The organism is Bradyrhizobium archetypum, from assembly GCF_013114835.1.
Classification (GTDB): Bacteria; Pseudomonadota; Alphaproteobacteria; order Rhizobiales; family Xanthobacteraceae; genus Bradyrhizobium; species Bradyrhizobium archetypum.
Map to the genome: position 1 here is coordinate 783,723 of NZ_JAAVLW010000003.1, position 14,254 is coordinate 797,976.

Annotated in this window: 12 protein-coding genes; 8 read left to right on the forward strand and 4 right to left on the reverse strand. The window is 63.7% G+C overall.

Features of this window, described 5'->3' with window-relative positions; all coding sequences use genetic code 11:
- Positions 1 to 89: 89 nt before the first annotated feature.
- Positions 90 to 488, forward strand: a complete 399-nt coding sequence (locus HCN50_RS12345; protein ID WP_171709896.1) for a gamma-glutamylcyclotransferase family protein — start codon at positions 90 to 92, stop codon at positions 486 to 488.
- Between the two features lie 158 nt (positions 489 to 646).
- Here the strand turns inward: HCN50_RS12345 and HCN50_RS12350 are convergent, their stop codons facing one another.
- Complete coding sequence (locus HCN50_RS12350) at positions 647 to 1,213, reverse strand: chlorite dismutase family protein (protein ID WP_171709897.1); 567 nt, start codon at positions 1,211 to 1,213, stop codon at positions 647 to 649.
- A gap of 249 nt (positions 1,214 to 1,462) precedes the next feature.
- Between HCN50_RS12350 and dnaG the strand changes: the two genes are divergently transcribed.
- Together dnaG and rpoD are read left to right on the forward strand one after the other, a co-directional pair.
- A complete protein-coding gene (gene dnaG, locus HCN50_RS12355) occupies positions 1,463 to 3,466 on the forward strand; it encodes a DNA primase (RefSeq protein WP_171709898.1) in 2,004 nt (667 codons plus the stop codon).
- Between the two features lie 395 nt (positions 3,467 to 3,861).
- A complete protein-coding gene (gene rpoD / locus HCN50_RS12360) occupies positions 3,862 to 5,967 on the forward strand; it encodes an RNA polymerase sigma factor RpoD (RefSeq protein WP_171709899.1) in 2,106 nt (701 codons plus the stop codon).
- Between the two features lie 201 nt (positions 5,968 to 6,168).
- On the opposite strand, the gene HCN50_RS12365 is transcribed toward rpoD, so the two are convergent.
- Positions 6,169 to 6,405 carry a hypothetical protein gene (locus HCN50_RS12365; protein WP_171709900.1) on the reverse strand — a complete coding sequence of 79 codons (237 nt, stop codon included), beginning with the start codon at positions 6,403 to 6,405 and terminating at the stop codon, positions 6,169 to 6,171.
- A 93-nt stretch (positions 6,406 to 6,498) separates the two neighbouring features.
- Positions 6,499 to 8,073: a glycosyl hydrolase family 79 N-terminal domain-containing protein gene (locus tag HCN50_RS12370; protein ID WP_235976901.1), complete on the reverse strand. Its 1,575-nt coding sequence runs from the start codon at positions 8,071 to 8,073 to the stop codon at positions 6,499 to 6,501.
- 223 nt (positions 8,074 to 8,296) lie between these two features.
- Between HCN50_RS12370 and HCN50_RS12375 the strand changes: the two genes are divergently transcribed.
- Positions 8,297 to 9,088: a lytic murein transglycosylase gene (locus HCN50_RS12375; RefSeq protein WP_171709902.1), complete on the forward strand. Its 792-nt coding sequence runs from the start codon at positions 8,297 to 8,299 to the stop codon at positions 9,086 to 9,088.
- Positions 9,089 to 9,289: 201 nt separating this feature from the next.
- Complete coding sequence (locus HCN50_RS12380; protein WP_171709903.1) at positions 9,290 to 10,096, forward strand: lytic murein transglycosylase; 807 nt, start codon at positions 9,290 to 9,292, stop codon at positions 10,094 to 10,096.
- A 195-nt stretch (positions 10,097 to 10,291) separates the two neighbouring features.
- On the opposite strand, the gene HCN50_RS12385 is transcribed toward HCN50_RS12380, so the two are convergent.
- Positions 10,292 to 11,134 carry an SDR family NAD(P)-dependent oxidoreductase gene (locus HCN50_RS12385; protein ID WP_171709904.1) on the reverse strand — a complete coding sequence of 281 codons (843 nt, stop codon included), beginning with the start codon at positions 11,132 to 11,134 and terminating at the stop codon, positions 10,292 to 10,294.
- Positions 11,135 to 11,283: 149 nt separating this feature from the next.
- Here HCN50_RS12385 and HCN50_RS12390 point away from each other — a divergent pair, with 149 nt between their 5' ends.
- The 3 genes from HCN50_RS12390 to HCN50_RS12400 all read left to right on the forward strand — a co-directional run bounded on the left by HCN50_RS12390 (position 11,284) and on the right by HCN50_RS12400 (position 14,242).
- Complete coding sequence (locus tag HCN50_RS12390; RefSeq protein WP_171709905.1) at positions 11,284 to 11,688, forward strand: response regulator; 405 nt, start codon at positions 11,284 to 11,286, stop codon at positions 11,686 to 11,688.
- Positions 11,689 to 11,734: 46 nt separating this feature from the next.
- Positions 11,735 to 12,352, forward strand: coding sequence for a LysE family translocator (locus tag HCN50_RS12395; RefSeq protein WP_171709906.1), 618 nt, complete (start codon positions 11,735 to 11,737; stop codon positions 12,350 to 12,352).
- A gap of 660 nt (positions 12,353 to 13,012) precedes the next feature.
- Positions 13,013 to 14,242, forward strand: a complete 1,230-nt coding sequence (locus HCN50_RS12400; protein ID WP_171709907.1) for a GGDEF domain-containing protein — start codon at positions 13,013 to 13,015, stop codon at positions 14,240 to 14,242.
- The last annotated feature ends 12 nt before the right edge of the window (positions 14,243 to 14,254 follow it).

Below are 14,254 nucleotides of genomic sequence, written 5' to 3' on the forward strand. Positions count from 1 at the left end.
CCGTCGCTCGTGATTCCCGACAAGTCCGTTATTGCGGCACGCACGTCCCCGCGATTGCATCGTTTCGCGCGCAATGACATAGAAAGTCCATGATTTCAGATCGACTGTTCGTCTATGGCACGCTGATGCGCGGCTTCGACCATCCGATGGCGCAGCTTTTGTCGCGCAGCGCGGATTTTCTGGGCACCGCCACTTGTTGCGGCCGGCTCTATCGTATCAAGCACTATCCGGGACTGGTGCTGTCGGACGATCCGGCCGACATCGTGTTCGGTGAGCTCTATCGCCTGCGCGAGCGCGACGCGCTGCTGGCCGAGTTCGATATGTATGAAGCCTGCGGCGAGGGCTTTCCGGAACCTACCGAATACATCCGCCGCATGCTGAAGGTGACACAAGCGGACGGCGCAGTGGGCGAGGCATGGACCTATGTCTACAACTGGCCTGTTGCCGGCCTGCCGCGGATCGTGTCGGGGAAATTTCTGGAGATGTGAGTCTCGTGTCCCGGACGCGGTGCAGCGCGGAGCGTTGCACCGCAGAGCCGGGACCCAGGCTTCCGTGATAGGGCGTCGTGGGCCCCCGGGTTAGCAGCGCAGCACTTCGTGCCGCGCAGCATCCGGGCGCGAGGCGTCGCGCGGGGCACGAAAATCGATCACCCCGCATCCAGCCGCTCGCGCTCCAATCTGATATCCATCTCGCGTTCGACATAGCGCCATTCCTCGGTGGCGCGGAGCGTGCGGACCAGCTCTTCGAACGCTTCAGCATGCTCGGGCGCGTATTCGAACCAGGTCAGGAAGTCGAAGGGCTCGCCGAGATCGCGGCTGTGATAGAGCTGGCGGGCGATCGCCGGCAGATATCTCAGGCTTGCTGCGATGTGGTGCGACCGGTCCTCGAAGATCTGCCGCCGCTCTTCCTGCGCCAATTCCCACCATGCCGCCGATTTCTTGATCGGGATCAGGGCGGCCAAGGTCGCCTCGGGGCGGCCGATCTCGGCCCGCACGGCGTCCAGCTGCGTCTTCTCGGCCCGCTCGGTATAGCGCAAATGGCTGGCGACGCCGGCGAGCCGCCATGCCGTCGGCGAGGGCAGGATCGGCAGCGTGATCGACAGCGTATGCACGACCGACAGCGCCGGCGTCGGCGACAGCGACGCGCCCTTTACCGGCGCAAACCGCGTCACCCGCCACGCCCCGCTCCTGCCACCCCGGAACACCGTGAACATGCGGGATATGGAAGCGCGGAACCGCAGGCGATTCAAGCTTCGGCTTCATTCCGGAGCGCGAAGCGAACTATGGGGCGCCCTTGCGGCCCTGAGAATCTCGAGATTCCGGGTTCGACGCTTTGCGTCGCCCCCGAATGACGGCTGGGCTGTGAATAGCGGCGAGAACCCCGGCGGGCTTCGCCTTTTCCTGCCTTGCCCCTATATCCCTAATCGGTTGGCACCGCCCCGCGACTCGGCAAAACTCCACTTATGCGCTTTACGCCCCAATTCCTCGAAGAGCTGCGCGCCCGGCTTCCGGTCTCGGAAGTCGTGGGCCGGCGCGTGAAGCTGAAGAAGGCGGGGAAGGAGTTCAAGGGGCTGTCGCCATTCCAGCAGGAGAAGACGCCGTCCTTCTTCGTCAACGATCAGAAGCAGGGGTGGTTCGACTTCTCGTCGGGCATGAACGGAAACATCTTCGATTTCGTGATGAAGACGGAAGGTGTCTCGTTTCCGGAAGCGGTCGAGCGGCTGGCCGCCATGGCCGGCCTGCCGCTGCCAGCGGCGACCCCCGACGCCGCGCGACACGAGCAACGGCGCAGGACGCTGTATGACGTGATGGAGCTCGCGGCAAAATTCTTTGCCGACACGCTCGCTTCCCGCAACGGCGCCAAGGCGCGCGGCTATCTCGGCGACCGCGGCATTTCGCCGGCGACGCAGCTCCAGTTTCGCTTGGGCTATGCGCTTCCCGATCGATTCGCGCTGAAGGAGCATCTCGGTGCGCAGGGCATCTCCACGGACGACATGGTGGAAGCCGGGCTGCTCGTCGGCGGCGACGATATTCCCGTTCCTTACGATCGCTTCCGCGATCGCGTGATGTTTCCGATCACGGACGCCAGGGGCCGCGTCATCGCCTTCGGCGGCCGCGCGCTGGAGAAGGACGTTCCGGCAAAGTACCTGAATTCGCCGGAAACGCCGCTGTTTCACAAGGGCGACAATCTCTACAATTTCGCCGCCGCGCGGCAGGCGACGCATGACGGCGCAGCCCTGATCGTGGTGGAAGGCTATGTCGACGTCATCGCCATGGTCACCGCAGGCTTTGGCGGCGCCGTCGCTCCGCTCGGCACCGCGCTCACCGAGAACCAGCTCGCATTGTTGTGGAAGATGGCGGACGAGCCGATCCTCTGCTTCGACGGTGACCGCGCCGGCCAGAAGGCCGCCTACCGCGCCGCCGACCTGGCGCTGCCCAATCTTGCACCGGGCAAGAGCCTGCGCTTTGCGCTGCTGCCCGAAGGGCAGGACCCCGACGATCTCGCGCGCTCCGGCGGCCGCATGGCGATCGAGGAGGTAATCGGAGCCGCGCGCGGGCTCGCCGACATGATCTGGTCGCGCGAGATCGAGGGCGGCACGTTTGCAACGCCGGAGCGGCGCGCGGCGCTAGAAGCGCGCATCAACGAACTCAGTAACGGCATCCGCGACGAGGTCGTGCGCCGCTACTATCGCCAGGATCTCGCCGAGCGTCTGCAGCGTACGTTCGCGCCCGATGCCGCGCGCGGCGGCTATGGCCGGGGCGGCTTTCCGGGGCGGCGCGGCGAATCACCCCGCGGCTTTGCCCCGCGCGGGGCGGCTCCGGCCGGCCGATTCGCTCCCCGCGGCGGCCGCCCGGCGGGGGCGGCATCGGGAATTTCCCCAGGCCCCTACCAGGCGGCAAGCCCGCAATTGGCGGCGAGCCCAATCATGCGCGGGCAGCGCAGCGCCATGTCGCGCCGCGAGGCGCTGATCCTGCAATCCCTCATTAACCATCCCTGGCTGCTGCACGATCATTTGGAGGAGGTGGCCGCGCTCGAACTGGCGCATCCGGAGGCCAACAAGCTGCGCGCCGGTATTATCGCCGCGTTTGCCAACGACCATCACCATTCTCCCGATGTCGAGGAACAGGCCGAAAAAATGCGCGCCGATCTCGAAGCTCGCGGATTAAGTGAGGTTCTTCAACGGGTTGAGCGGGCGATCACGACGGCGGCGGTGTGGGGCGCAAGGCCCGGCGCAGCCCGCGAGGACGTTTTGGCCACCTGGCAGCAACTCGTTGTCTTGCATCAGAAAACACACGCCCTACTTAGGGAGAGGAAAGATGCCGAGTTGGCGTTGGGCGAGGAGCCCAGTGAAGCCAATCTGGCCTGGCTGAAGGACGTCGGCGCCCGGCTGGAGTCGCTCGACGGCACGGAGGCTCTGATCGAGGGTTTTGGCGAGCTTTCGGGCCGGTTCCGCAAGAGCGTCTGACGCAACAAAAATGATGCGGACGGCGGCGGCCGTGCCCGCAAAAAGACTCGCCAAATCCATGGTTTGGCGGCAAAAACAGGGTTAAGCAAAGCTTAATAGTCCGAAGGTACTAAGACCAGCAAGCGCTTGAGGGCTATTGGCATAACACCGACGATGGCGGGTAAAGGGGTGGCGATGGTCTGCGCCGCCCTTTGCGCGTCGTAAGCATGCGAATACTCAAGGGGCAGGCGTGATCCGGAAAAGTGGTACCGGTTTTCCGATCAGGATCACGCGCAAGGCAAGGATCTAGCGGGTTGGCTTTTCAAACAAAAGACATCCTGCTGTCGACTTCAGTAATTCAGAGGCGGATGACGTTCGGCGTCAATCCGCATGAGCGCGTTTCGGGAGCTTGATGAATGGCCACCAAGGCAAAGACGCTGCAGGTTAAGGATAAGGAAAAAGACGACAAGGCAGCGGACGCCCCGGAGAAGGATTCTGCCGACGCGCCGTCGCCGTTGCTCGATCTGTCGGACGCCGCGGTCAAGAAGATGATCAAGCAGGCCAAGAAGCGCGGCTTCGTGACCTTCGATCAGCTCAACGAAGTCCTGCCCTCCGACACCACCTCGCCCGAGCAGATCGAGGACATCATGTCGATGCTCTCGGACATGGGCATCAACGTCTCCGAGGCCGATGAGGCCGACGAGGAGGAGAAGGAAGAGGCCGACGACGACACCGACAACGAGCTTGTCGAGGTCACGGCCAAGGCCGTCACCGAGGTCAAGAAGTCCGAACCCGGCGAGCGCACCGACGATCCCGTCCGCATGTATCTGCGCGAGATGGGCACGGTGGAGTTGCTGTCGCGCGAAGGCGAAATCGCGATCGCCAAGCGCATCGAGGCCGGCCGCGAGGCGATGATCGCGGGGCTGTGCGAAAGCCCGCTGACCTTCCAGGCCATCATCATCTGGCGCGACGAGCTCAACGAAGGAAAGATCTTCCTTCGCGACATCATCGATCTCGAAGCGACCTATGCCGGTCCCGACGCCAAGAACAATCTGAACCCGGCGATGATCGCAGCGCCCGCCGAAGGCCAGGCTGCCAACGGCGAAGCCGCGCCTGCCCATGTCGCGCCGCCCGCGGCTCCGCCGTCGCCGACCCCGTTCCGCGCGCCGGGCGCGGGCGAAGCCGATGCCGACGAGAAGGATCCGGCGGAAGCCGCCGCCGAAGGCGACATGGAAGAGGACGAGTTCGAGAACCAGATGTCGCTCGCCGCCATCGAGGCCGAGCTGAAGCCGAAGGTGGTCGAAACTTTTGACAAGATCGCTTCCGAGTACAAGAAGCTGCGCCGTCTGCAGGAACAGGACATCGCCAACCAACTGCAGAGCGAGTCGCTCTCGCCCTCGCAGGAGCGCAAGTACAAGAAGCTGAAGGACGAGATCATCGTCGAGGTGAAGTCGCTGCGCCTGAACCAGGCCCGCATCGATTCTCTCGTCGAGCAGCTCTACGACATCAACAAGAAGCTGGTCTCGTTCGAGGGCCGCCTGTTGCGCCTCGGCGACAGCCACGGCGTCGCGCGCGAGGACTTTCTGCGCAACTACCAGGGCTCGGAGCTCGATCCGCGCTGGCTCAACCGTGTCTCGAAGCTTTCGGCAAAAGGCTGGAAGAATTTCGTCCATCACGAGAAGGATCGCATCAAGGAGCTGCGCGGCGAGATCCAGCAGCTCGCGGCGCTAACCGGGCTCGAGATCGGCGAATTCCGCAAGATCGTGCACGGTGTGCAGAAGGGCGAGCGCGAGGCGCGCCAGGCCAAGAAGGAAATGGTCGAGGCCAATTTGCGCCTGGTGATCTCGATCGCCAAGAAGTACACCAACCGCGGCCTGCAGTTTCTCGACCTGATCCAGGAAGGCAACATCGGATTGATGAAGGCAGTCGACAAGTTCGAGTATCGCCGCGGCTACAAGTTCTCGACCTACGCCACGTGGTGGATCCGGCAGGCGATCACGCGAAGCATTGCGGACCAGGCCCGCACCATCCGCATCCCCGTGCACATGATCGAGACGATCAACAAGATCGTGCGCACCTCGCGCCAGATGCTCAACGAAATTGGCCGTGAGCCGACCCCGGAAGAACTCGCCGAAAAGCTCGGCATGCCCCTGGAGAAGGTCCGCAAGGTCCTGAAGATCGCGAAAGAGCCGCTCTCGCTGGAGACGCCGGTCGGTGACGAAGAGGATTCGCACCTCGGCGATTTCATCGAGGACAAGAACGCGATCCTGCCGATCGACGCGGCGATCCAGTCCAACCTGCGCGAAACCACCACGCGCGTGCTGGCCTCGCTCACACCGCGCGAAGAACGCGTGCTCCGCATGCGCTTCGGAATCGGCATGAACACCGACCACACGCTGGAAGAAGTCGGCCAGCAGTTCTCGGTCACCCGCGAACGCATCCGCCAGATCGAGGCAAAGGCGCTGCGCAAGTTGAAGCACCCGTCAAGAAGCCGCAAGCTGCGGAGCTTTTTGGATAACTAAGATCGTCATGCCCGGGCTTGACCCGGGGCATGCATCGAAAAGAAAGCGGCGGGCCAACAGCTCGCCGTTTTGTTTCTGGTCCGACGCTTGCTCCGTCATTGCGAGGAGCGTTAGCGACGAAGCCATCCATGCCTCCGCTTGCGGCGCGATGGATTGCTTCGCTGCGCTCGCAATGACGTGGGTGGAGTTGCCTGATCGAACCTACTTCTTCTTCGCCCCAACCCGGCTGATGCTCTTGATCTTGAGCTGCGGGCGCCCGGATTTCTCGGCGATCTCGCGGTCCTGCTCGCGGATGTAATCGCGCGCCGGCTCGTCGCCGTCGAGCCCGCCGAGCAGCTCGGCCGGCACGCGCCGGTTGGAGCGCTGCGAGTCGTCCTCATAGACGACATTGAAAAAGGCGAACTCGCCCTTGGGATTGGTTCCGGGTTTCTTGGCCATGGGCGGCTTGTCCTCGATCAACGCGCCGCTGTCAAAGAAAAACGGCGGCCCTCCGGCGATGGTGGACCGGCGTGCGACCGGCGCCCGAGAAATTCAATTGCAGGCCGCGTTTCCCGCATCCGCGACCGTGAGAAAGGCAATCGTGCTAGGTGCGATCTCGACCAAACCCGGTGGCGATGTCACTGCAGAGAGCCGCGGCAGATCGTCATTAGGCCCAAGGGCCAACGCCGTGCCATTCAGCTTCACCTCGGTGCCCTGAAGATCGTCCGCTGACAGCGTGTAACGCTCGCTCGCCGCCGGCAGTCGCAGGCTTGCGGCGGCCGTCCGGTTCGTATTGATGGCAAGCAGCGTGACAGCCCCAGGCACGCCGCGCCGGCAATGCGCATAGAGATGCATCCCCTTGTGCACGCCGGCGTCGAGAACGGTTTCGCCCATCAGCCTGCGCCACAGCAGCGCCGCCCAATAGCTTGGCCGCGGCCGCAACGTGTTCTCGTCAAGCAGGCCGTAATCGCTTGCCGCCAGCGTGTTGTGCGCAACGATCTGGACGCCGGCCCTGGCCAGCCGGCCAAGCTGATCGAGATACCGGAACGTATCGAGGAACGTGGAGGCCCAGGGATTGCCGCCGCACGCCGTCTCGCCGGTTTCTGTCAGCCATATCGGCTTGCCCGGCGCAAACTCGTCCCGCAGCGACTTGTAGAACGCGAACGTCTGCTCGGTGCTCGAAAGCCAGCTTTCCGAAAGCGCAGCCTCAGGCGTGGTCTGGCCCGGAATGCCGGAGCACCGCTGCGAGAGCGCGCCGTAGTGATGATAGGAGAACGCATCGATGGCGGCTCCGGATGCGGCAAGCAAGTCCCGCGCGCTGATGAAATCGGTGCTGGACGGCGATGCTGCTGTCTCACTGATCGAACCGGGGCCGAGAACGATCACATCCGGTTCGCTTCCCCGGATGAACGCAACAAAGGCCTTAAAGTCCCGCCCGTAGGCTGCCGCGTCGTAGCCCTTTGGCGCACCGCCCATGGCGGGAAGCGTCGGCTCGTTCATGAACTCGACGGCGGCAATTCGACCGCCGGCGGATCTGGTGTAGGCAAACAAGCGGCGCGCCTGATCGCTCTGCCACCGGCCTGCCACGTCGCGAACACCGGGCCCGACCGCCATCGAGGTCACGATCTCTGCGCCGGCCGCGCGGGCAAAGTCGATGACGCCCTTCCAGCGCGCCCGGCTCAGCACCGCGCGAAAACCGTCGGGCGGCGTGGCGGGCACCTCGCCGCTGTCGGCAAAGTACGTGGTATTGGCCCACGCGCCGCTGACGCGCACATAGGCTGGACCGAGAGCGGCAGCCAAGGTCCGCAGGCGAGGGTTCGACAGGTCGATCGGCGGCCGATACGCGTAGAGATCGGAATTCGAGTCCGCCGGGACATTGCCGGCGTTATCGCCGCCGCGATCCGGCGGCGCTGACGCACTCGTCCTGTAGGGCTTCCAGAATCGTCCGCCGGTGATCTCGACCATTTCAACGTTATACGATTGGAAACGCGCGTCGATGGTGCCGATACCGGGCAGTTGTGAAGGGTCGATGGAAAGCGCCGGTGCCTGCGCGACTGCCTGCTGGCTTCCCGCCAGCGCAGCGATGGCAATTCCAATCCCGACTTTGAAGCCGCCGAACTTGGCCATAGCCATTGTCCTTGGAGCCGCCAGGCGATCGAAGCGCGCGACGAACCACCACGCTGTTGGTTCGCCGCCATAGTTCAGGCGCGGCCGGCAGCCGGCAGTTCAAATTAGCCGCAATCATGGCTGATTTCGAGATGTCAATGGATTTGGCAACCCTCGAAGGGCCGCGAAGGACATGCTACAAACCGGAGCTTATTTGTAGCGCTCTGTCAGGAACGGTTTGTCTATGCTCCGCATCGCTTTTGTTTTCAGCGTCTCGCTGGCAATCCTTGCATCTTTCAGCACACACAGCACCGCCGCCCAATGCGGCACTTCCGCCGCCGGTTACGAATCCTGGAAGCAGCGATTCGCCGGCGAAGCCCGGGCAAAAGGCATCAGCGCTTCCACCATCCAGGCCCTGATGGCGACGAATTATGCGCAGGCCACCATCAATGCGGATCGCGGCCAGCGCAGCTTCAATCTATCGCTCGATGCGTTTCTGGCGAAACGCGGCGCGACGACCATCGTCGCGAAGGGGCGGCAGTTGAAGCGGTCGCAGGCCGCGCTGTTCGCCTCCATCGAGCAGCGCTACGGCGTGCCGCCGGGACCGTTGATCGCGATCTGGGGGATGGAGACCGGGTTCGGCAGCCAGCGCGGCAATCAGAACATGCTCGCTTCCATCGCGACGCTCGCCTATGACTGCCGGCGCTCGGAATATTTTACGGAGCACCTCTACGCGGCGCTGCAATTGATCGATCGCGGCGCGCTCTCGCCATCGCAGCGCGGCTCCATGCATGGCGAGGTCGGCCAGACGCAGTTCATGCCAAAAGCCATTCTGGCCTACGGCACCGGCAATCTCGAAAACGCGGCGAACGCGCTGATGTCGACCGCCAACTTCTTGAAGGCGCATGGCTGGCGCGCCGGCGCCGGCTACCAGCCGGGCGAGCCGAATTTTGCGGCCATCCAGGCCTGGAATGCCGCGAGCGTCTACCAGAAGGCGATCGCATTGATGGGCCGCCAGATCGACGGCGGGGAGTAGGGGCTTTTCGGCGTCGGCCCAACTCGCTCCGTCGTCATGCACCGGGCTTGACCCGGGCATCCATCCTCTTCGCAAGATTTCATTCGAAGAAGATGGATTGCCGGGTCAAGCCCGGCAATGACAGGTAAAGACGCCTCCCAGCACCTGCCGCGCGGCATCTTCCCGTGGCATAACGGACGCCGAGATGAACAAGGGATTCGCATGCGCATTTTTCGTTGGGCCATTTGTCTCGGCGCCGTCATCTGCTCCTCGCCCACTTACGCCGCCCGCTGTGGCGGCGATTTCAACACCTTCATCGCGGCGATGTCGCAGGAGGCGGCGGCTGCCGGCGTTTCGCAGGCCGTGATCGCGCAGGCGTTTGCCGGCATCACGCAGGATCCGGCGGTGCTCGCCTTCGACCGCCGCCAGCGCGGCACCTTCAACAAGACCTTCGAGCAATACGTCTCGACCCGCGTCGGCCCCGGGCGGATCAACATCGGCCGCCAGATGCTGCTGCGGCACGGCTCCCTCTTGGCGCGTATCGAGCAGAAGTTTGGCGTGCCGCCGGAGATCGTGGTCGCGATCTGGGGGCTGGAGAGCGATTTCGGCAAGGGCGATGTCGGCAAGCTGCCGGTGATTCGCACGCTCGCTACCATGGCCCATGATTGCCGCCGCACCGAGCTGTTTCAGGGCGAGTTGCTCGCGGCCTTGAAGATCGTGCAGCGCGGCGATCTTCCCTTGCGCGATCTGATCGGCGCCTTCGCCGGCGAAATCGGCCAGACGCAGTTTCTGCCGTCGTCCTACATCAAATACGGCGTCGATTTCGACGGCAACGGCCATGTCGACCTCCGCCACAGCGTCCCCGACGTGCTCGCCTCCACGGCGAACCTGCTGCACATGTCAGGCTTCAAGGCCGGCGCGCCCTATGGCGAGGGCAGTGCGAATTTCGAAGCGATGCGCGAGTGGAACAGGGCGACGATCTACCGCAAGACGATCGGCTATTTCGCGGACCGGCTGGTGGGGCGGTGATGTAGCAAGCAGTCCGCGACGCACGCCAGGTCGCGAAGTCATAGTCAGTTGTCGTCACCGCGAAGGCGGGTGATCCAGTATTCCAGACAAGTTAGCGATGGAGCCGATAAGCCGCAGCGTACTGGATTCCCGCATGCGCGGGGACGAGTTGCTTTGTGGCGGCCATCTCCACATCTTGCAAGCGCAGCGACTAACTCACTTCTTCTGCGCATCCCTCTTCCCAATCCGCTTCGCCAGCACCTTCCAATATGTCGCCGGGCGAAACCGCTGCAGCAGATCCATGAACCTGGCGTCGTTGCCGATCAGAATGCGCGGCTCGTCGTTCTCGATGCCGCGAATGATGCGCTGGGCGGCGGCCGGCGGGGTGGTCTTGGCGACTGCGTCGAAACGGTCGATCGATTCGGCGTGGCGCGCATTATCGGTGATACCGCTGCCGGTGCGGGAGTTGCGCACGATGTTGGTGAGCACTCCGCCAGGATGCACCACCGAGAGCTTCACCTTGCTGTTCGTCATCGCAAGCTCATGCCGCAGGCTTTCCGAAAAGCCGCGGACCGCGAATTTCGCCGCGCAATAGGCGGTCTGGCCGGGCGGGGCCACGATGCCGAAGATTGAGGAGAGATTGACGATGTGCGCTTCATGCCTCGTCGAAAGATGCGGCAGGAAGGCACGCGTGCCGTGCACCACGCCCCAGAAATTGATGTTGAACAGCCATTCCATCTGCGTCTGGTCGACCTCGCTGAAGGCGCCAAGCAGCGCGACGCCGGCATTGTTGATGACGATGTTCAGCCCCGGATGCGCGGCGATGGCGGCTTGCGCGAATGCCTGGATCTCTGCGGGAACGCCGACATCAACACGGTGCATCGAGACCTTGCGCGTGCCCACCTTTGCGACCTCGGCGGCGAGCTGTTGCAGCCCGGCCTCGTCGCGGTCGCCCAGCGCCAGGTCGCAGCCGCGCGCGGCCATTTCCAGCGCCAGCGCGCGGCCGATGCCGCTGGCGGCGCCGGTTACCGCGGCCGCGCTTCCAGATATCGCTGTCATGTCGGGAGCTCCTTGCGAAAAAGAAAACAGCAGGTTCCGTCAACTTTTCGCAAATTGGAACCGAACCATAAAGCGGTTTCCGCGCTTAGTGTCGATTACCGGACAAAAGGTGGCACCACCAACTGACGCGGATTCTGGAGGAGGCTCGTATGGGACAATCAAAACCATCTCGCGCAACGGCGCTGGTTGTCGAAGACGATCCGATGCAACGGGACATGATCTGTCTGCTCCTGGAGGAAAGCGAGGTCGATGTCATCGAATGCGAGAGCGCGGAGGCCGCCGAACTGGTGCTGGAGCGCGCCCCCGACAATCTGGTCCTGATGATGACCGACGTGCAACTCGCCGGCAACATGGACGGCGTCGAACTCGCGCATATCGCCAGGAAGTACAATCCCGAGATCGGCGTAATCGTCACCTCGGGCAAGCCGCTGCATCAGGAATTGCCCGACGGCGTTCAGTTCTGGGCCAAGCCCTGGGCACCGCTCGACGTGATCCGCGAGGCGGAGCGGATGGTCTATCAACGGCAGCATGGCGACGAGCCGCGCGCGCGTTGATGAAGGTGAGCTTCCGCGCCGCACGCCGCCGTGCTAATGGCAGCGCATGACGCTGTCGTTTCTGCTGACCTCGCTGATCGTGGTCGCTTCCCCCGGCACCGGCGTGCTCTACACGCTGGCGGTGGCGCTGACATTGGGCGCACGGCCGAGCGTCGCCGCGGCCTTCGGCTGCACGCTCGGCATCGTGCCGCATATGCTAGCTGCTATGCTCGGGCTAGCGGCGGTGCTGCATACCAGCGCGCTGGCCTTTGCAGCGCTGAAATGGTGCGGCGTCGTGTATCTGCTCTACATGGCCTGGCAGGCGCTGCGCGAGACTGGTGCACTCGCAATCGATACGCGCCCGGCGGCAGCCACCCGCTCGAGCCGCCGCGTGATCGTGACCGCCATCCTGATCAATATCCTCAATCCGAAACTGTCGATCTTCTTCCTCGCCTTCCTGCCGCAGTTCGTCGCCGTCGACGAGCCGCATCCGCTGGCACGGATGCTGGAATTGAGCGCAGCCTTCATGGCGATGACGTTTGCGGTGTTCGCAATCTACGGCCTGTTCGCAGCTTCCTTGCGCGACCACGTCATCACCCGGCCGAAGGCGATGGCCTGGCTGCGCCGCAGCTTTGCCGCGGGATTTGCTGCGCTCGGCGCCAAGCTCGCGCTCGCGGAGCGCTAGATTTTTCGCCACTGCCTTCATTGCGCGGAGCATGCAATCTGTATTGTTCGTAGTTCGTAGCCCGACGCCAAAAATAAAAAGGCGGACCTTTGGCCCGCCATTCTCCAAAAAACTTTCCCGGAGGTGGGAGCCCGGGCGAAGCTGAGCACTCCACCCGGGCTAAAATTCACTTCTTCTTCGCCTTCTTGGCCTTCTTGGCCTTCGCCTTTTTCGCCTTCTTCGCTTTCTTAGCCATAGTATCCTCTCAAGGTTTTCATGGATTGAAACGCGACACCGAGGCATGCTTGGCGGAGGGCCAGCCTCGCAACATCCTCGCTCATGATCCCAGCAGATTCGCAGGCCGCTGCCGCGTGCCGTCATGGCGTTGTCATCACGTTATCCACAGTTGTTATGCATTTTGACGCGACTTTGTGCCGAAACGAGCATCACCAGCGCCGTTCGCATGCGCGCGCCTCATGCTTAACGATGCCCCAACGTCAGCGATCTTCATCAATTCAAAACCACGGTTTGGATTGGGCGGCGGCAGTCAGGGTCCATTAAGCGCCGCGGATGCACCTTGTCCCGTAAGACGACGGAGATCGTCGTGGGGAAACCTCGAGGCGCGGCAGCCTCGCGCGTTAGACAAGAGGGGAGACGGGACCTGCGCGTCCCGGATTCGTAATGCTGAGCGTTCCGACGCTGTGGACGGTGTTCGTCATCAACTTTCTGGCGCTGGGCCTGATCTGGGCTTACGTCATGCGCTGCTATCCCTCGTTCGAGGCCGCGCGATTCTGGACTGCTTCCGCATTCGTCGCGGCGGCCGGCGCGGCGCTGGCGATGCTGCGCGTGGTGCTGCCCGACACGCTGGTGCCGCTGCTGTTCGCCGGCACCGCGCTGATCCTGGCGATCTGCCTCGCCACGATGGGGGTCCGCAAGTTCTTCGACCGGCCGGTATTGTGGCTTGGTACCGCGTTGACCACGGCGCTTGGCTTTGTCGGTCTCTCCTTCTTCATCTTCGTCCATGCCAGCGTGCCCGCGCGCGTGACCATTTTCACGATCGCGCAGATGCTGCCGATGGCGCTGAGCCTGAAACTGTTGCTGAGCCCGCATGACGGCCGGGTCAATCCGGGCGCGCGGCTGGCCGGCATCGTCACCATCATCCTGATGGCGATCCTCGCCGTCCGGCTGTTCGGCGCCGTCACCGGCATGGGCGGCGGCTTCTCCTACCTGCATTTCACCCCGGTGCAGTCGGTCGTCATCCTGGTGCTGGTGTTCCTGTCGATGGCGCTCAATTTCGGCTTCCTGCTGATGGCCATGGACCGCCTGCGCAACGAGGTCGCGGACCTCGCGCTGCTCGACGATCTCACCGGCGTCGGCAACCGCCGCTATCTGGTGCAGCGGCTCGCGGAAGAATGCGCGCGCGCCGAACGCAGCGGTCAGCCGTTTGCGCTGCTGGTGATCGATCTCGACGGCTTCAAGGCCATCAACGACACCCACGGCCATGCCGCCGGCGATGCCTGCCTGCAGCATTTCACGCTGATGGCGCAGACCCGTTTGCGGCCTGGAGACATGCTGGCGCGCAGCGGCGGCGACGAATTCTGCATCGTGCTGCCGTCCTCGACGTTGCGCGAAGGCGTCATGATCGCGCGCCGCGTGCTGGAGGTCTGCCGCGCGGATGCCGAGCACTGCACCGGCAACGACATTCCGATCGCGGTTTCGATCGGCGTCGCGCAATGGACAAGCGAGATGGGGCTTTATCCCGACCGCCTGATTGCGGCCGCCGATCACGCGCTCTACGACGCCAAGAAGGCCGGCCGGAACGGGTTTGCGACCTACGCCCCGGCGCCGCCGCTCGTGCCCGAACTGCCAAGCGCGCCAATGTCCGACATGGTTCTGCGCGAGAGGGCCTGAGACATGCTATTG